Annotated in this window: 17 protein-coding genes; 4 read left to right on the plus strand and 13 right to left on the minus strand. The window is 70.8% G+C overall.

Translation table 11 applies throughout. From position 1 onward, the window contains the following. Positions 1–3 precede the first annotated feature (3 nt). From ACFWNN_RS40075 to ACFWNN_RS40100, 6 genes are all read right to left on the minus strand, one after another. Entirely contained in the window at positions 4–636 is a 633-nt protein-coding gene (locus ACFWNN_RS40075; RefSeq protein WP_382445195.1) for a (2Fe-2S)-binding protein, read from the minus strand. A gap of 32 nt (positions 637–668) precedes the next feature. Next, complete coding sequence (locus ACFWNN_RS40080; protein WP_382445196.1) at positions 669–1,826, minus strand: alpha/beta hydrolase family protein; 1,158 nt, start codon at positions 1,824–1,826, stop codon at positions 669–671. Positions 1,827–1,844: 18 nt separating this feature from the next. Then, entirely contained in the window at positions 1,845–2,810 is a 966-nt protein-coding gene (locus ACFWNN_RS40085; protein ID WP_382445197.1) for a cyclase family protein, read from the minus strand. A 16-nt stretch (positions 2,811–2,826) separates the two neighbouring features. Beyond that, positions 2,827–3,945: an FAD-dependent oxidoreductase gene (locus ACFWNN_RS40090; RefSeq protein ID WP_382445198.1), complete on the minus strand. Its 1,119-nt coding sequence runs from the start codon at positions 3,943–3,945 to the stop codon at positions 2,827–2,829. Positions 3,946–3,961: 16 nt separating this feature from the next. Then, complete coding sequence (locus ACFWNN_RS40095) at positions 3,962–4,891, minus strand: VOC family protein (protein WP_382445199.1); 930 nt, start codon at positions 4,889–4,891, stop codon at positions 3,962–3,964. A gap of 83 nt (positions 4,892–4,974) precedes the next feature. Continuing rightward, the gene (locus tag ACFWNN_RS40100) at positions 4,975–5,955 is read right to left on the minus strand and encodes a LysR family transcriptional regulator (RefSeq protein ID WP_382445200.1); all 981 of its coding nucleotides are present in this window, start codon (positions 5,953–5,955) and stop codon (positions 4,975–4,977) included. 103 nt (positions 5,956–6,058) lie between these two features. On the opposite strand from ACFWNN_RS40100, the gene ACFWNN_RS40105 reads away from it, so the two are divergent. Continuing rightward, positions 6,059–8,008: an acetoacetate--CoA ligase gene (locus ACFWNN_RS40105; protein ID WP_382445201.1), complete on the plus strand. Its 1,950-nt coding sequence runs from the start codon at positions 6,059–6,061 to the stop codon at positions 8,006–8,008. Between the two features lie 21 nt (positions 8,009–8,029). Here ACFWNN_RS40105 and ACFWNN_RS40110 read toward each other — a convergent pair whose 3' ends face one another. The 7 genes from ACFWNN_RS40110 to ACFWNN_RS40140 all read right to left on the minus strand — a co-directional run bounded on the left by ACFWNN_RS40110 (position 8,030) and on the right by ACFWNN_RS40140 (position 14,004). Further along, complete coding sequence (locus ACFWNN_RS40110) at positions 8,030–8,893, minus strand: amidohydrolase family protein (RefSeq protein ID WP_382445202.1); 864 nt, start codon at positions 8,891–8,893, stop codon at positions 8,030–8,032. Further along, on the minus strand, positions 8,890–9,687 hold the full coding sequence (locus tag ACFWNN_RS40115; protein ID WP_382445203.1) for an ABC transporter ATP-binding protein: 798 nt from the start codon (positions 9,685–9,687) through the stop codon (positions 8,890–8,892). The genes ACFWNN_RS40110 and ACFWNN_RS40115 overlap by 4 nt, the downstream gene beginning before the upstream one ends. 1 nt (position 9,688) lies before the next feature. Further along, on the minus strand, positions 9,689–10,444 hold the full coding sequence (locus tag ACFWNN_RS40120; protein ID WP_382445204.1) for an ABC transporter permease: 756 nt from the start codon (positions 10,442–10,444) through the stop codon (positions 9,689–9,691). 10 nt (positions 10,445–10,454) lie between these two features. Next, complete coding sequence (locus ACFWNN_RS40125) at positions 10,455–11,219, minus strand: ABC transporter permease (RefSeq protein ID WP_382445205.1); 765 nt, start codon at positions 11,217–11,219, stop codon at positions 10,455–10,457. Positions 11,220–11,223: 4 nt separating this feature from the next. Continuing rightward, complete coding sequence (locus tag ACFWNN_RS40130) at positions 11,224–12,225, minus strand: ABC transporter substrate-binding protein (protein WP_382445206.1); 1,002 nt, start codon at positions 12,223–12,225, stop codon at positions 11,224–11,226. Between the two features lie 95 nt (positions 12,226–12,320). Then, positions 12,321–13,292, minus strand: a complete 972-nt coding sequence (locus ACFWNN_RS40135; protein ID WP_382445207.1) for an amidohydrolase family protein — start codon at positions 13,290–13,292, stop codon at positions 12,321–12,323. Positions 13,293–13,527: 235 nt separating this feature from the next. Further along, complete coding sequence (locus ACFWNN_RS40140) at positions 13,528–14,004, minus strand: MarR family winged helix-turn-helix transcriptional regulator (RefSeq protein ID WP_382445208.1); 477 nt, start codon at positions 14,002–14,004, stop codon at positions 13,528–13,530. Positions 14,005–14,138: 134 nt separating this feature from the next. On the opposite strand from ACFWNN_RS40140, the gene ACFWNN_RS40145 reads away from it, so the two are divergent. The 3 genes from ACFWNN_RS40145 to ACFWNN_RS40155 are packed head-to-tail and all read left to right on the plus strand — an operon-like array spanning position 14,139 to position 17,719. Continuing rightward, positions 14,139–15,686 carry an aldehyde dehydrogenase family protein gene (locus ACFWNN_RS40145; RefSeq protein ID WP_382445209.1) on the plus strand — a complete coding sequence of 516 codons (1,548 nt, stop codon included), beginning with the start codon at positions 14,139–14,141 and terminating at the stop codon, positions 15,684–15,686. After that, positions 15,679–16,623: an alpha/beta hydrolase gene (locus tag ACFWNN_RS40150; protein ID WP_382445210.1), complete on the plus strand. Its 945-nt coding sequence runs from the start codon at positions 15,679–15,681 to the stop codon at positions 16,621–16,623. Before ACFWNN_RS40145 ends, ACFWNN_RS40150 begins: the two co-directional genes overlap by 8 nt. A gap of 4 nt (positions 16,624–16,627) precedes the next feature. Then, positions 16,628–17,719, plus strand: coding sequence for an XdhC family protein (locus tag ACFWNN_RS40155; protein ID WP_382445211.1), 1,092 nt, complete (start codon positions 16,628–16,630; stop codon positions 17,717–17,719). Positions 17,720–17,780: the final 61 nt, after the last annotated feature.

A 17,780-nucleotide genomic window follows, 5' to 3' on the forward strand; every position in this document is an offset into this window, starting at 1 on the left:
GTCTCACCTGCCCTTCGCGGTCTGCGCCACCGCGCGGACGATCTTGACGTAACAGCCGCAGCGGCAGAGGTTCCCGCCCATCCACTCCCGGATCTCCTCGGGGGAGCCGGCGTGCCCCTCGCGGATGCAGCCGACCCCGGACAGGATCTGGCCGGGGGTGCAGAAGCCGCACTGGAAGGCGTCCTGGTCGATGAACGCCTGCTGCAACGGGTGGAGCCGGTCGCCGTCGGCGAGGCCCTCGATCGTGGTGACCTCGGCGCCCTCCAGCCGGATCGCCAGCGTCAGGCACGCGGTGACGCGGCGGCCGTCCACCAGCACCGTGCACGCGCCGCAGGCGCCCGCGTCACAGCCCTTCTTCGACCCGGTGAGCTCCAGCCGTTCGCGCAGGAGGTCGAGCAGCGACGTCCGGTTGTCGACGGTGAGGGAGTGCCGCTTGCCGTTGACCAGCAACGTGACCCGGCTCTCGTGACCACCGGCGGCGGCCTTCTCGGGCGGGGCGCCGAACACGGGCTTTCCGGCAGCCAGAGCGGCTACTCCGGTCGCGGTGCCGGTGGCCGCGATGAACGTGCGGCGGGACGGCCCTGGCGGCGGTTCGGTGGTGGGACCGGCCGTGGGAACTGCGTGGTTGTCGGACATTCGCTCTCTCGCTCGGGTGACGGGAAGTGCGGTCAGGCGTTCTGGAGGAGGGCGACCGTCTCGGCGATCCAGTCGCAGATGTGGTCGCGCACGACGGGGAGGTTGTCGACGCTGCAGTGCTCGACGCCGCCCTCACGGTCGGTGAAGATCTTCAGCTCACGCCGGGGGCTGTTCACCAGTTCGTCGAACAGGGTCTGCGCGTAGTGGGCGGGGATCTGCCGGTCCTGCTCGCCGTGCACCACGAGGAACGGGACCCTGATCCGGTCGACTATCCCGCGCAGCGTGATCCGCGGTGCCAGCGCGAGGAACTCGTCGAGGTCGCGGCAGCCCCAGACCCACTGGACGTGCTCCCAGTAGTGCGGCACCGGCCGGGCGCCCCGGTTCTCCAGCCGCTGCAGCTGGACCTGTCCCCAGTCGTAGTTGGCACCCCAGGCGACGCCGAACCGGAGGCGGGGCTCGAACGCCGTGGCGCGGGGGCCGTAGTAGCCGCCCAGCGACCACGCGAGCATCCCGACCACGTCCTCGTCGGTCTCCGGGCGGGTGGCGAGGTAGTCGATGCACGCGGCCGCCCACCTTTCGGTGTCCGGGGTCGCGGTCAGGCCGCGCAGCCGCAGGGCCTCACCGGCACCCGGCGTGTCGACGATGAGCGTGGCGATGCCGCGCCGCCGCAACTCCTGGGCGGTCCCGGTGCCGTAGATCTGCTCCTTGGTGCTGTCCAGGCCGTTGAAGAACAGCACGCACGGGACGGGACCGGGCCGGTCCGGCAGCACCAGGATGCCCGGCAGACTCGTTCCCTCGTAGGGGATCTCCACTCGCCGGGCGGGCTGCTCGGTCAGTTCCAGGTACTTCCCGAAGCTGTCCAACGCCTTGCGATACGCCGTTTTGCGCGGCCCGTAGGAGTGCGCCTGCATGCGTTCGGCGGTCTGGTAGTAGACCGCGGCACGGCCGTGCTTCAGACCCGCACTGCGGTGGCGCTCCCGTTTCTCGTCCTCCTCGGCGAGGTCGACCAGGCCGTCCGCCAGCGCGCACCACGACTCGAAGAAGGCCTGGGTGGCCTCGTCCTCCGAGCCGGTGCCGAGGTCGCGCAGCGGGCGGCAGGCCCGGTCGACCTCACCGATCTGGCCGCCGACGGCCAGGGCGATCCCGGCCGAGAGGTTCCACACGTACTTTCCGGGAAACGGTTCGAACACGCTCGGTCCTCTCCTCGCTCACTTGATCGCCACACCGCTCACCGGCGCGCCGGAGGCACCGGTGAGCGGGAGCGGGGACGCCACGAACATGAACTCGTAGACGCCGTCCTCGGCGCAGTCGGCGGCGAGCGCGTCGAGGTCGAACATCTCCCCGAAGGCGATTCCCCCGTGCACCAGCGAGACGATGTGCAATGGCTGGAAGTGGTCGATCTCGTTGGGACGCACCTCGACGCCCCACGTGTCGGTGACGACCGCGGCGATGTCGTGCTCGCGCAACCACGGCGCCATGTGCAGCGACAGGCCCGGCGCCGGGCCGCCGGCGTAGTCGCCCCAGGCGCCCCGCCGTGCCGCCATGAACCCGGTGCGGACGAGCAGCGCGTCTCCCGGGTGCACGGTGAGGTCGTGCGCCCGCAGGAAGTCCTCGACGTCGCCGGGCTTGATCGCCCAGCCCGGCGGCAACGACGGCACCTCCTCCAGCACCGGCAGGTCGACGAGAACGCCGCGCATCACGATGCGGCCGGTGTAGTTCTCGATGCCGTTCGCGTGGGCGCCGTCGCTCGTCACCTGCCCGGCGGACCGGCCGTTCCACATCCGGCCCTCCCAGAAGATGTGCGACAGCGAGTCCCACTGGGTGCCGGACTGGGTCGGCATGACGAGCACGTCGTCGGAGAACCCGAACCCCTTAGCGGGACCGAACCCACCCGGCAACGGGTCCTGCGCCCCCGAGACGTGGTCGCTGCCGGTCGCGGTCACGAACAGCTGCGGGTTGTTCCGGAACCCGCCCGGCTGGGGACCGTTGCGGTCGTAGGGCAGGCTCAGCGGGATCGTCCTCCCGGCCTTCACCAGGCTCGCCGCGTGCCGGACCTGGTCGGGACCGACCAGGTTCAACGCTCCGAGCTGGTCGTCCTCGCCCCAGCGGCCCCAGTTGGAGCACTGGTCGATGTAGCGGTGCAGCAGACCGGAACCGGTCTCTTCGGTGGTCATGGTGTGGGGCTTCCGGTCAGAAGGGCTCGGCGAGACGCCCGAAGGCCTCGGCCATGACCCGTTGGTGGTCGGCACCGGGCGTGCCGGGGTGGGTCTGCCAGTAGCTGAGCTGGACCGACGTCTCGACCACGTACTTGCACCGGTCGTACCGGCGGGAGGAGAAGGCGCGCAGCGCGTCGTCGAGGTCCGGCGCGGCCGCGATCTCCTCGCCGAGTGCGAGCGCGTCCTCCAGGCACATGGCGGCACCGGCGGCGAGGTGCGGTGTCGTGCAGTGCGCCGCGTCGCCGAGGATGAGGACCCGTCCCCGGTACCACGGACCGGGAGCCAGGGTCGTCTCGAACGCGGCGTAGTTGATCTGGCCCGGTTCCCTGACCTCGTCGCGGATCCGTGCGACGACGCCGCCGAACGGCTCGATCCGCGTCCTCACCAGGTCCACGAGGTCCTCCTCGCGGGGCCGGTAGCCGGCCTCCACGGGGAACATGCAGTACATGTACATGCTGTCGGCGGAGGTCGGCGTGAAGCCGACGGTGACGTCCCCGGCGGGCCGGAACTGCACCTCGGCGGTCACCTCGGCCGGCCGAGGCAGCACGACCCGCAGGACGCACTGCCCTTGGAACTCCGGTGCGGCAGGGCCGAACACGAGGTCGCGGACCGTGGACCGCAGGCCGTCGGAGCCGATGACGAGGTCGTAGTGGCCGGTCTCCCCGGTGTCGAAGGCGACCTCGACCTCGGCTCCCGCGGGTCCGATGTGGACGGGGGAGACACCGGTGCGCAGCACCGCACCCTCGGCCTCCGCGCGGTCGAGGAGGATCCGGTGCAGCGTCGGGCGCATCATGCCCAGCAGGCCGGGCTGTCCGGTGCCGACGGGGGAGGGCAGGGGGAACTTGTCGGCGAGGACGCCGTCGGGCGTGTAGATCTCGAAGTCGGTGACGCCGAACCCCTCCGCCACGCACTCCTCGTAGATCCCCAGCCCGTCCAGGGCACGCAGCGCGGGCCCGATCAGGGTGATGCCGCTGCCGAGCGCCTCGATCCGCGGGGCGCGTTCGACGAGGTCGATCTCGATTCCCCTGCGGGACAACACCAGTGCGGTCGCGAGACCGCTGATGCCCCCGCCGACGATCAACGCCTTGGTCATGCCGGCGCTCCTTTCCTCACAGCGGGGACGGGGTCCAGAGACCCTTGTCCGGGGAGTTGAACATCGCGGGCACCATGGGCTCGAACGGCCCGGCGGTGCCCCACTGGTCGGCGACCTCGGGCTCGGTGGTGAACACGCGCGGCTCCCACGTGTCGTCGTCCTCGATCACCTCCAGCTCGGTCGTGTACTCGACGACGTTGCCGACCGGGTCGGTGAAGTACGAGAAGGTGTTGTCGCCCGCTCCGTGCCGGCCAGGTCCCCACAACGGTTCCTTGCCCTGGCGGATCATCCGTCCCGTCCCGCGCATGAACTCGTCGATCCCGCGCATCTCGAACGACACGTGGTTGAGCGAGGTGTGCGGTCCGTGCGCGATGGCGATGATGTGGTGGTCCTGCCGGACCCGCATGAAGCACATCCGGTCCTCCAGCCAGTCGGAGAGCCGGAAACCGAGGTGCTGCTCGTAGAAGTGCTTGGTGGCCAGGACGTCCGTGGAGTTGATGACGACGTGGCTGAGCTTCTTCGGGATCGACTCCTTCGGCTCCAGGTCGCGGAACGGGCGCTCCTGCACCCCGTGCGAGACTTCGAGCAGCCGGCCGTCGGGGTCGAAGAAGCGGAAACCGTAGCCACCGCCCGGTGTCTGCAGCCGGTCCGGTTCGGACACCAGCTCGACGCCGTCCGAGCCGAGCCGTTGCGCCAGCTCGTCGACCGCTTCCGCGCTCTCGGCGGCGAACGCGATCAGGTCGAGCCGCTTGCCGGAGTCCTCGCGCACGCGGACGATGTAGTGCTCGGGGTTGGCCGGAGTGCCGAAGAAGACGACGTCGGAGTCCTCGTCCACCACCTCGAGACCCCAGCTCGTGCGGTAGAACTCGACGACCTCTGCGAAGTCGGGGACCGCGAGCCCCACGTGCCGGACGTGGGTGAGCGGTGACCTGGTTGGCTGTGCCATGGACGTCCTCACCTCGATGTGAGTGAATTGCCTGCGGTGCAAGGAGTTCTCACCTGCTCCCGCGTCGTGCCGATACGAGGACGCTAGTCGGGGAACGGCCCGGCCGGTGAGCGACGGGCGTCGATGAGAGGCATCACCGGCAGCGATGCCGGCATGCCCGCGGCGGTGCGCCGCACGCGTTCGCGCAACCACAGGTGCGCGGGGTCCACGCCGGCCGACGGCGGCCAGAACATCGCCTCGCTCAACGGCGCCAGCGGGAACGGCGGTTCGAGCAGCCGGATGCCGACGCGGCCGGCGAAGTAGCGGCCGAGCCGTTCGTGCACCAGCGCCATGAGGCGCGAACCCGGCAGCATCAACGGCTGGATCACGAAGCTCTGCGTCCCGATCTCGATCGGACGGTCGATGCCGAGGTCGCGGAACCGCAGCTCGCTCACCGTCCGCAGGTGCGCCCCGTCGTAGGAGACGTACGGCAGCGTCCGGAACTGCTCCTCGGTGATGTGCTCCCGCACCTCGGGGTGGTGGCGGTGGGCGGCGACCACGCGCCGGGCGGGGGACCCCCTCGCCGACCCGGCCTCCAGGCCGGCCGGCACGAGCTCCTCGGGCAGGACGAGGAGATCCAGCTCGGACCGGGCGATCTGCTCGGCGAAGTCCGCGGCGATCGGGCGCACGGTGAAGCGGACGTTCGGCGCCTCGACCTCCAGCTCGGCCAGCAGACCGCCAAGCAACAGCAGCAGGACGTAGTCGCTCGCCATCAGCGTGAACGTCCGGTGGTCCACCCGCGGGTCGAACCGCGACCCGGTCGCCACCGTCGACTCGATCGTGTCCAGCGCGGCGCGGATCGGCGTCAGCAGGCTGAGCGCCCTGCTGGTCGGGACGAACGACCTCCCCTCCCGCACCAGGAGCGGATCGCCGAAGAACTTCCGCAGCCGCGCCAGGGAAGCGCTCATGGCCGGCTGTCCCACGCACATCCGCTCGGCCGCCCTCGTGACGTTCCGCTCGCTCATCAGCGCGTCGAACGCCAGCAGCAGGTTCAGGTCCAGTCTGCGGAGCTGGTCTCGGTGCACAGCGCCACCGTCCGATCTGGTCTGGTGCATCAACGCGGTCGATGCTCGTCATCGGCGAGCACTGCTAGGTGGCGCCGGGCGCGCGAACCTACCCTCGGTTCCCATGGCCGAAGGTGAACCCGACTGGATCCCGTCCCCGGAAAGCGTTGCGGCATCGAGGATGGCGGCCTTCGCACGGGCCGCCTCCGCACGCACGGGGGAGGACCTGAGCGACTACCGGCAGCTCTGGCGGTGGTCGACGGAAGACCTCGCCGGCTTCTGGGGGCTGGTCTGGGACCACTTCGGACTCCCGCACCGCTCGGACGGTCCGGTGCTCGCCGAGCGACGCATGCCGGGAGCCCGGTGGTTCCCGCGCGAGCGCCTCAACTACGCGGCCGAGGTCTTCCGCGACCGGGACGACACCGCGGTCGCCCTGGTGCTCGTCGACGAACGACTCCAGCCGGTCGAGGTGACGTGGGGCGGGCTGCTCCGCCAGGTGGCGTCGGTCGCGGCGGTGTTGCGAGGGCTCGGCGTCCTGCCCGGCGACCGGGTGGCCGGCTACCTGCCCAACGGCGCCGAGGCGGTGGTGGCCCTGCTGGCGACCGCGTCCGTCGGCGCCGTGTGGGCCGTGTGCGGCATGGACTACGCGGCGGACGCCGCCATCGCCCGCCTCGGTCAGCTCGAACCGTCGGTTCTCTTCTGCGGCAGCGAGTACGTGAACGCGGGCCGGCACATCGACCGGCGCCAGGAGGTGGCACGGCTGCGCGAGTCGTTGCCGTCGCTCAAGGCGACGGTCAGCCTCGATCCCACCGCCGCCGGCACGATTCCGTGGTCCGACGCCGCGGGGGCGGCTGACGAGCCGTTCGCACCGCTGGAGGTCCCGTTCGACCACCCGCTGTGGGTGCTGTTCTCGTCGGGCACCACCGGCAAGCCCAAGGGCATGGTGCACGGCCACGGCGGGATGGTGCTCGAACAGCGGAAGGTGTGCGCGCTGCACTTCGGCATCGGTGCGGGCGACACGGTGTTCTGGCACACCACGCCGAGCTGGATGATGTGGAACTTCATGGTGGGCACGCTGCTGCTCGGCAGCACCGTCGTGTGTTACGAGGGCAGCCCGGGACATCCGGGCACGACCGCGTTGTGGCACCTCGCCGAGCAGCTCGGCGTCACCGTGCTCGGTGTCAGTCCGAGCTACCTCCAGGCCTGCCGCAAGAACGGCACCGGCCCGGACGACCACGAGCTGCCGCGGCTGCGGTGCGTCGGCGTCACCGGCTCCGTCTTCCCGGCCGACCTGTTCCGGTGGCTCGCGGCGCGGGTGGGTCCCGAGGTGCAGGTCGCGTCCGTGACCGGCGGCACCGACGTGTGCAGCGCGTTCGCCGGACCCGCGCCCACCGTCGGGGTGTGGGCGGGTGAGCTGTCGGTGCCCTGCCTCGGCGTCGCGCTCGACTGCTACACCCCCGACGGGCGCCCGGTCCGCGGCGAGGTCGGTGAGCTCGTCGTGCGCGAGCCGATGCCCTCGATGCCGCTCCGTTTCTGGGACGACGCCGATGGCGAGAAGTACCGCGCCGCCTACTTCGACCGGTTCGCCGGCGTGTGGCGGCACGGCGACTGGATCACGATCACCGGCCACGGCTCGGTCGTCGTGCACGGCAGGTCCGACGCCACGCTCAACCGCCACGGCGTCCGCATGGGCAGTGCCGACGTCACCGAGCCCGTCGAACGGCTGCCGCAGATCACCGAGGCGCTCGTCGTCGGCGTCGAGGAGGCGGACGGTGGCTACTGGATGCCGTTGTTCGTCGCACTTGCCGACGGATACGAGCTGGACGACGAACTGCGCGGCGAGATCCGTCAGGTGATCAGGACGCAGGCGTCGCCCCGGCACGTCCCCGACGAGATCATCGCCGCGCCGGGGATCCCGCACACCCGCACCGGCAAGAAGCTCGAGGTCCCGGTCAAGCGCGTGCTGGCCGGAGACGATCCGGCCGTCGTCGTGGATCCGGCCAGTGTGGACAGTCCGGAGCTGATCGCCTGGTACGCGGCCGTGGGCGAGCAGCGGAGCTCCCGCCGGGTCTGAGAGGACCACTGCTCGCACCGCCTAGCTCGCCAGCGCCGCGGTGAAGTCGTCGAGCAGGCGCGAAGCCCGCTCACCGTGGATGAACGGCGCGTCCGACCCGAACACGACGCGGTCGGCCCCCGCGAACGCGGTGAGCGCGGCCAGCGCCGGTCGGCCGAGCAATGCCGAGTCGAAGTGACTGGTGCGCAACAGATCCGCGAAGCCGTCCCCGCCGTCGATCGTCCCCGGCGGGTCGTCGAGCCTCCCGGCCACGTACGGCAGGGTCCCGCCGCCGTGCGCGAAGACCCAGCGGATCCGCGGGAACCTGGTGAAGGCACGGCGTTTCGCCAGCAGCACGGCCACTCTCGTCGTGTCGAAGGTGTACTCGACGAGATGGGGACCGAGGTGGTCCCGCAGAGGCGCGCCGGCCGGAGCGGTCGGGTGCACGTGCACCAGCGCTCCCTCCTCGTCCAGCACCTCCAGCAGGTCGTCCCAGACGGGCTCGCCGACGTGCCGGCCCGCGTACTGGGTCAGCAGCGAGACTCCGTCCACCTCGTCGTGCCGCAACGCCCGCCGGACGTGGTCCAGCGAGGCGTCGAGGGACGGCAGCGGCAGGGGAGTGAGCACCCCGAACCGTTCGGGGTGCCGGTCACGGAGGTCGAGCAGTTCCTCGTGCGCGGCGCGGGCGAACGAGAGCACCTCGTCCGCGCTCCCCGCACCGAACCCCCGCGCCGCGGGGGAGAGCAGCGCCCGTTCCACACCGGCGGAGTCCATCCACTCCAACGACTTCCCGGCCGACCACTCCGGCAGGCCCGGGATCCGGGCCGCGCCGCCGCGAACGGCACGCTGGGCGAGCCGTTCGCGGTACCGCTCGGTGATCGCGTGGTGGTGGACGTCGGAGTTCACGCGTTCGTCCTGACACCGGTGGCGAGATCGTCGCCGGTGGGATGCCGGATCAGGCCCAGCACGTGCGCGCGCAGCTCGGCGAACCGGGCGAGGCTCTTCGTGCCGACCTGATCCCGCGGCCGGGGGAGGTCGATCTCGACCGTCTCGACCACGACGCTCGGCCGTGCCGACATGACCACGACGCGGTCGGCGAGGTAGACGGCCTCGTCGATGTCGTGCGTGACGAGCAGCATCGTGACGCCGGTGGTGTCGCGGACCTGCAGGATCAGGTCCTCGAGATCGGCGCGCGTCTGGGCGTCGACGGACGCGAACGGTTCGTCGAGCAGCAGGATCTCGGGTTCGTAGGCCAGGCCGCGGGCGATCGCCACGCGCTGCTGCATGCCGCCGGAGAGCTCCCACGGATACCGCGAACCGAAGGACTCCAGACCGACCGCGGCGAGAGCGCCCGAGACCTTCTCCTCGCGCACGCTCGCGGATCGGTACTTGTTGCGCAGCGGCAGGTCGACGTTGCGCGCGACGGAGAACCACGGCATGAGCGACCGGCTGTAGTCCTGGAACACCGACGCCATCGCCTTCGGCGGCCCGGTGACGGTCTCGCCGTCGAGCACGACGGTCCCCGACGAGGGGGACAGCAGGCCGCACAGGCACTTCAGCAGGGTCGTCTTGCCGGCACCGGACGGTCCGACGATGCAGACGAACTCGCCCTCCTCGACGGTGACGGTCAGGTCGCGGATGGCCTCGACCGCCGCGTCGCCCGTGCCGTAGGTCTTCTTCAGGTGGGTGACCGACAACATCTCAATTCCTCCCGGTCATGCCGATGTGCCAACGCAGGACTCGTCGTTGCAACGCGAGGAACAGAGCGGTGACCGCCACTCCGAGCAGGCCGAGCAACACGGTGCCCGCCCACATCTGCGGAACGTCGAAGGTGTTCCGCGCGCTGACCGTGACGAACCCGACGCCGTTGGTCGCCGCGTACAGCTCGGTGACGACCATCATGATGAAAGCCATGCCCAGCGCGGTGCGGATCCCCGCGAGGATCTGCGGGCCGGCCGCGGGCAGCAGCACCGCCGTGAGCCGTTGCGCCCGCGTGAGGCGGTAGGAGCGGGCGACGTCCTCCAGCTGCGGATCGACGCCGCGCACGCCGTCGATCGTGTTGAGCAGCACCGGGAACAGGCACACGAAGGCGATCACGACCACCTTCGCGCCGTCGCCGATGCCGAGCAGCACCACGCTGACCGGGATCAGCGCCGTGCCCGGCACGGACCGGCAGAACTGGACGATCGGGTTGAACGCCCTGGCCAGCGACCGGTTGCGGCCGAGCAGCACACCCGCCGCGACGCCGGCGGCCGACGCGATGGCCAGTCCCAGCAGCAGTCGCAGCACGCTCGGGACCACGTCAGAGCCGAACCGCGCGAACAACCAGGTGTCCTGGAACGAGCCGAGCACCTCGCCGAGCGGCGGGTAGAACGGTGACGTGCTGCCGGCCGACGTCGTCCACCACACCAGGAGGATCAGTGCGGGAACCACGAGCCGGAGTGCGAACCTCGTCATGGTCTGCTCCTCACACCTGTCGGGTCCGGTAGGACGCGTGCCAGCGCAACGTTCGCCGTTCCACCCGCTCGAACCCGGCGTTGAGAGCGACGCCGAGGAGTCCGGTGAGGACGATGACGCCGTACATCGCGTCGTACACACCGTTGGTGGCGTAGGTGCCGAGCACGTTCCCCAGGCCGGGGACGGCGCCGATGAGCTCCATCGCGATCGCCACCAGCAGCGTGATCGTCGACGCGATCCGCACCCCGGTCGAGAAGTACGGGAGGATGCTCGGGGCGATCACCCAGGCCAGCCGTTGCGAGGTCGTCAGCCCGTAGACCCTGGCGGTGTCGCGCATGACGGGTTCGACGTTCTTGACGCCGTACATCGTCTGCAACAGCATCGGCCAGACCGAGGCCACCGCGGCGAGGGAGATGACCACCTCGGGAGTGGCGCCCAGCAGCAGCAACATGATCGGCAGGTACACGACCACCGGGATGGCGCGGAAGAACTCGACCACGCCGAGCAGCAGCTCGTTGACCACCGGGATCGTCGCCATCGCACCGCCGACGGCCGAACCGACCACCACGCCGGTCAGCAGCGCGACCGCCCAGTGCCCGAGTGTCTGCCCGACGGCCGTCCACAGCGCGGCACTGCCGAGACCTTCCAGCAGCCACGACGCGATGTCGCTGATCGGCGGGATCTCGGCCGGGAGGACGCTCGACAGCGAGAGCACCTCCCAGGCGGCGAGCACGAGCGCGGTCGCGCCCGCGGGAAGCAGGAAACCGAACCTCATCCCGTCACCCCGAGATCTCGAGCCCGCGGGGCGGGGTGGTGAGGTCCGTCGCGTCCGGCGCTTCGGCCCACGTGTAGTCGGTCAGCGCGGGCTCCGACTCCAGGCGGCCCTGGTCGACCATCAACTTGGTGATGAGCTGGGCGGAGCGGCGGTCGACACCGCTGACGTACCAGGGCAGCGGAAGGCGCGCGACGGTCTCCGCCGGCGCCCCGGTCGTCGACGCGATGGTCTGGCGGACCTCGTCGGGGTGGTCGTTGGCGTACCGCGTCGCCTCGGCCCACGCCTCGGTGAAGCGGCGCATGACGTCCGGGTTGCGCTGCACGAAGTCGCGTGACGCCATCAGCACGGCCGCGACGCTGCGCGGGCCGAGTGCGGCGGTCGACGGGTTGCCGATGGAGCGGAACCCGCCGGCCAGCAACTGTCCCGCGAACGGCTCGATGGTGCTGATCGCGTCGACCCGGCCTTGGCGCAGGGCGGTGAGCTGGTCCTCGAACGGCACGGCGATGATCCGGACGGCGGCGGGGTCACCGCCCTCCTTGCGCACGGCCTCGGTCACCGTGAGGTCGAAGAGGCTCTTCAGGCCGTTGACCGCGACGGTGCGGCCGGCCAGGTCCCGGAACGACCGGACCGGGCTGTCCTGCGGCACCACCAGGGAGAACGCGTCGCCCTGCGGTGAGCGGTAGTCGGCGGACAGGGAGTTGACGATCTGCACCGGGAACCGGGCGCCGACCGCCGCGGGAACGGCGGTGATCTCGGTGACCGCCAGGTTGACCTGACCGTTGAGCAGCAGCGCGACGCTGTTGGCGCTGGCACCGGAACCGGGGACCTGCTCGATCTCGATGCCGTGCTTCTGGAAGAGGCCGCGGGAGATCGCCAGCGACAGCTGGGCGTTGTTCGCGGTGGGGTTGTAGTCGACGACCAAGCGGGTGCGACCGGACTCGGTCGTCTGCAGGCCGCCGCCCTCCGAACTGCACCCCGCGAGCGTGAGGGAAGCGGCGAATCCCATGGCGGCGAACGCTTTCCGGGTGCTCCGGGATCGTGCTGTCGTTCCTTGCATGTCGATCACTCTCCTGGCTCTGGGAGGCTGGGCGGTGCTGGTGCTCAGGCGTGCGGCAGTCCCAGGACGCGCCTGGCGGTGCGGTGGGCGACCTTGGCCTTCACGTCGGGGCTGAGCGCGGACCGCTCGACGGCGGCGACCGCGGCGCCGGTGTCCTCGTACGGGTAGTCGATGGAGAACATGACCGCGTCCTCACCGGCGGTGAGCACGGCGGCCTCGACCTCGCGCGGGCCGAGGATCCCGCTGGTGGTGAGGAGGATGTTGGTGCCGATGTACTCGGACGGAGCGCGCTTCAACGGTTCGTCGACGCGCAGCGTCCGATAGCGACTGTCCAAACGGGACTTCTGGAACGGCAGGAACTCGCCGAGGTGGCCGAGGACGAGCGTCGCGCCGGGATGCCGGTCGAAGACGCCGGAGTAGACCAGCCGCAGCGCGTGACCGCCGGTCTCCGCCTGCCAGCTCCAGGTGGCCCCGTACAGCTCCGGCCGTCCGTCGAGGACCTGCCAGTCGTCCGCGGGCACCGACCCCGGATGCAGGTACAGCGGAACTCCGAGCTCCTCCAGCGCGGCCCACAGCTGGTCGTAGGCCGGGTCGTCCAGATGACGGCCGCGGGTGTGCCCGTTGACGAGCGCTCCCCGGAAGCCCAGCTCCTCGACGCCGCGCACCAGTTCCGCGACCGAGGCGTCGGGGTCCTGGGTCGGCAGGGCCGCGAAGCCCGCGAACCGGGTGGGGTGCCGGGAGACGACCTCGGCTAGGAAGTCGTTGGCCAGCTTGGCGTTCTCACGTGCCGCGGCCGCGTCGACGTCCGCCTGGATGCCGGGGACGGTCAGCGACAGGACCTGCACGTCGATGCCGTGCGCGTCCATGTCGGGCAACCGCTCGTTCTCGAAGTCCACCAGTCTGCGGCCGCACATCTCGGCGTAGTCCTCGGTGACGCGGATCCGCATCTCGGTCACCGGTTGCCGGGCGGCGAGCTCGGGAACGGCGAACGCTTCTTCCAGAGCGACGTACCTCATGGGTTCTCCGCATCAACGGTGGGCAGTGCGGCCAGGGGCGCGGAGCGGCCCTGCCGGTGCCACGACTCCCGCGACGACGAGTCACGGGGCGGCTACGCCTTCACCGTATCAAGAACTTGATGCATGACAAGTCCTCGATCTAAATTAAGTACCTTATCTTGCCTGAGGAGACGCGGACATGCGAGAGCCGGTGAGGTCCGCGGTTGCGGGACCTCACCGGCTCAGGGGGAACGTGCTAGCCGACGTCGGGCGCGGACCAGGTGCGGAGGTGCTTCGTGAAGTCGTCGAGCAACCCGCACAGGTCCTGGTAGCGGTCTTCGCCGAGGGAGTCCCGCATGTGGCGGTCGAGGTGGACCATGACCTGGTCGGCGCCGCCGTACTCGCGCTGGCCGACGGCCGTGAGGTGGAGCTCCTGGACGTTGGCGTGCCTCGGGTGCGACCGGCGTTCGACCCAGCCGCGGTCCACGAGCTTGCTCACCAGCGGGCCGACCGCCTGCGGGGTGACGCCGACGAGCCGGGCGAGTTCCGCGCCGGTGAGGCCGGGCGTCACGTGCAGGTTGCCGAGGATCGCGTACAGCGAGCCGGACACGCCGACTTTGCGCAGCGGGGGTTCCTTGGTGCTCTGCAGCGCCAGATCCGCTCGTCGCAGCAGAGTCAGGGCGCGGCCGAGCACTTCCGCCGCGTCGTCGGGCACGCCTGCTTCCTCGGTCACGTACGTCAAATTACCGCACCGGTAGCCGCATACACGTCTTGTTCCGCAACAAGCGCCTGTTGAATCAGGCACTTGAAGCGTATCAAGTTCTTGATTACTGTGGCGGCACATTCAGTGGCGATGAGGGGACGACGATGAGCACTGAGACCGTGCGCACCACCTCGCGGGACGGTGATGCCGGAGCATCCGGCGGGGAAGTGGTGACGATCGACCAGGCGACGGGACAGGTGCTGCACCGCTATCCCGTCGCGGCACCGGACCAGGTGGAGGCCGCGGTCGGTTCCGCTCGCGCGGTGACCGGCCCGTGGTGGGACCTGGGCTTCGAGGGCAGGGCGGACCGGTTGCGGGCCTGGCAGCGCGACATCGTGCTCGGCGCGGACGACCTGGCCGCGCTGATCCACGACGAGAACGGCAAGTCCGTCGAGGACGGGCTCTCCGAGGTGCTCGCCATCCTGGGGCACCTGACGTTCGTGATCGACAACGCGGAACGGGTGCTCGGCCGCCGCGACGTGCCGGTTCCGCCCACGATGGCCGCCCACCGGGCGTGGGTCGAGCACCTCCCGTACGGCGTGGTCGGCGTCATCGGGCCCTGGAACTTCCCGCTCGGCACGCCGGGCGCGATCGTCGTGCACGCGCTGGCGGCCGGCAACGCCGTGGTCCTCAAGCCCAGCGAACTGACCCCCGGCGTGGGGGAGTGGCTCGCGCGGTCGTGGGCCAGGGCGGTGCCCGACCTGCCCGCCGTGTTCCAGGTGGTCGTCGGGTTCGCCGCCACCGGCAGGGCGCTGACGCGGTCCGGTGTGGACAAGATCGCCTTCACCGGCAGCGTGCGCTCCGGCCGCGCGGTGGCGGCGGACGCGGCCGCCCGCCTGACCCCGTTGCTGCTGGAACTGGGCGGCAACGACGGCGTGATCGTCGCCGAGGACGCCGACCTCGATCTCGCCGCGGCGCGCATCACCTGGGGCGCGTTCCAGAACACGGGCCTGGGCTGCATCAGCCTCGAGGTCGCCTACGTGGTCGACTCCGTCCACGACGAGCTGGTCGCCCGCATCGCCGAGCAGACCGCCCGCGTGCGGGTCGGCAGCGGCGAGGGCGACCACATCGGCCCGATCCCGCTGGTGTCGCAGATCGACGTCGTCCGCGAGCACGTGGAGGACGCCCTGAGCCGCGGCGCGAACGCCGTGGTCGGTGGTCCTCGGACGGACGGCGGTCGCTACGTGCCGCCCACGGTGCTCGTCGACGTCCCCGGTGACGCGCTGGCCGTCACCGAGGAGACCTTCGGCCCGGTCCTGTCGATCGTCCGCGTGCGCGACACCGACGAGGCGATCGACCGCGTCAACGCCGGTCCCTACGGCCTGGGCAGCGCCGTCTTCAGCCGCAGCCGCGGCGAGGAGATCGCCCGCCGTCTGCGCGTCGGCATGACCAGCGTCAACGACGCCCTCGCCGTCTCCATGGTCGCCGGTCTGCCCTTCGGCGGGCGCGGGGACAGCGGCTACGGCCGCAAGCACGGCGACGAGGGCCTGCTCGAGTTCGCCTACCCGCACGCCATCACCGCGTCACCCGGCGCCGCGCCCCTGCCGGCGGCGACGTTCGACCGCCCGCCCGGCACCGTGGCCGCCGCTGTCCGAGCGGTGCGCGACCGACTTCTCGGAACGACCCCGAAGGGAACTCAGCACCATGCCTGACGTCACGGCAGCACCCTCGCGCAGCGAGGAACAGACCCAGCAACTGCTGGAGCAGATCGCGTTCGGGTTCGCGTACCTGCCGCGCTCTCCCGTGCTCCACTCACCCGCCGAACGAGACCTGGAGTTCGAGGACGTCACCTTCCCGGCGACCGACGGCGTGCCGTTGGAGGGGTGGTTCATCCCGGCTCCCGGCTCGTCCAGGCTGGTCATCGCGAACCACCCGATGGGCTTCACCCGGTCCGGCCTGCCCACCCACCTCGAACCCTGGCAGTCGATCTGGGCGCCCAGCGGCAACGGGGCCGAGATCGACTTCGTCCCCGACTACGCGGTCCTGCACGAGGCCGGCTACAACGTCCTCGCCTACGACCTGCGCAACCACGGCCTCAGCGGCACCGGCAACGGCGGCATCAACTCGAGCGGGATCTTCGAGGCCCGCGACGTCGCCGGGTCGATCGCGTACGCGCGGAGCCGTCCCGACACCCGCGACATGTCGATCGGCCTGTTCAGCCGGTGCCTCGGCGCGAGCTCCACGTTCGCGGCGGCGACCCAGTTCCCGGACGTCTTCGACGAGGTGAAGTGCCTCGTCGGGGTCCAGCCGGTCACCGCCAGGACCATCTTCGGCAAACGGCTCGGCGGCCTCGGCCTGGCGGACCGGATCGACGAGTTCGAACAGCGAGTCGTCCGGCACACCGGCATCGGCTTCGCTGACCGCGCTCCCCGCGAGTGGGCGCGGAACGTCACCGTCCCCACCTACCTCTACCAGGTCCGCGACGACGTCCTGACCGAACCCGAGGACGTGCAGACGATCTTCGACAACCTCCCCGTCGCGGACAAGCAGCTGCACTGGATCGAGGGCACGAAGGCCCGCTGGGACGGCTACCTGGAGTTCCAGCGCCGGCCCCAGTCGGTGCTCGACTGGTTCGACGGCCACCTCTGACGTCATGCGCGAGGTCCTGTTCGACCTGGCGGACCGGGTGGCGAACGGGGAGACCGTGGGCGTCGGCACCGTGGTCGCCACGTTCAGCTCCGCGCCGCGGCCGCCGGGCGCGGCAATGCTCGTGACGCAGGACGGCGAGGCGATCGGCAGCGTGTCCGGCGGGTGCGTCGAGGGCGCGGTCCACGACCTGGCCCAGGGGACTGATGTGCCTGTGCTGCAGCGGTTCGGCGTGAGCGACGACGACGCGTTCGCCGTCGGCCTGACCTGCGGCGGAATCATCGACATCTACGTCGAGAAGATCGACGCCACCTCGTTCCCCGAACTCGGCGAGGTGGCCGAGGCCGTCAGGTCGGACAAGCCGGTGGCCGTGGCGACGGTGGTGGAACACCCGTCCGGCGTCGGCCGCCGCATGGTCGTCTGGCCGGACCGGAGCACGGGAAGCCTCGGCACCCAACGGGTCGACGAGGTGGTCGCCGACGACGCGCGCGGGATGCTGGCGTCGGGCCGCAGCGGCGTGCTGCGCTACGGCCCGGACGGCCGGCGGCGCGGCGAAGGCTTGAGCGTGTTCGTGAACGCGTTCGAGCCGCCGCCGCGCATGCTCGTGTTCGGTGCGATCGACTTCGCCGCGGCCATGGCCCGGCTGGGTGCCTTCCTCGGCTACCGCGTGACCGTGTGCGACGCACGGCCGGTGTTCGCGACGCGCACCCGTTTCCCGGAGGCAGACGACGTCATCGTCGCGTGGCCGCACAAGTACCTGGAGGCCGAGAAGTCCACACTGGACAGACGCACGGTGATCGCCGTCCTCACGCACGACCCGAAGTTCGACGTGCCGCTGCTGGAAGTCGCGTTGCGGCTCGATGTCGGCTACATCGGGGCGATGGGATCCCGGCGCACACACGACGACCGGCTGGAACGGCTGCGGGAAGCGGGCCTGACCGACGGCGAGCTGGCGCGGCTGGCGTCGCCGATCGGCCTCGACCTGGGCGGGCGGACCCCCGAGGAGACCGCCGTCTCGATCGCCGCCGAGATCATCTCGTTGCGGTGGAACGGGACTGGCCGGAGGCTGACGGATCTCGACCGGCCGATCCACCGCTGAACCTCGGCGTTGCCGAGGCGCCTCCGAGGCGCCTCCGCCGTGCGGGGGTACCAGAACTCGG

This window comes from Lentzea sp. NPDC058450 (genome assembly GCF_042721395.1).
Classification (GTDB): domain Bacteria; phylum Actinomycetota; class Actinomycetes; order Mycobacteriales; family Pseudonocardiaceae; genus Lentzea.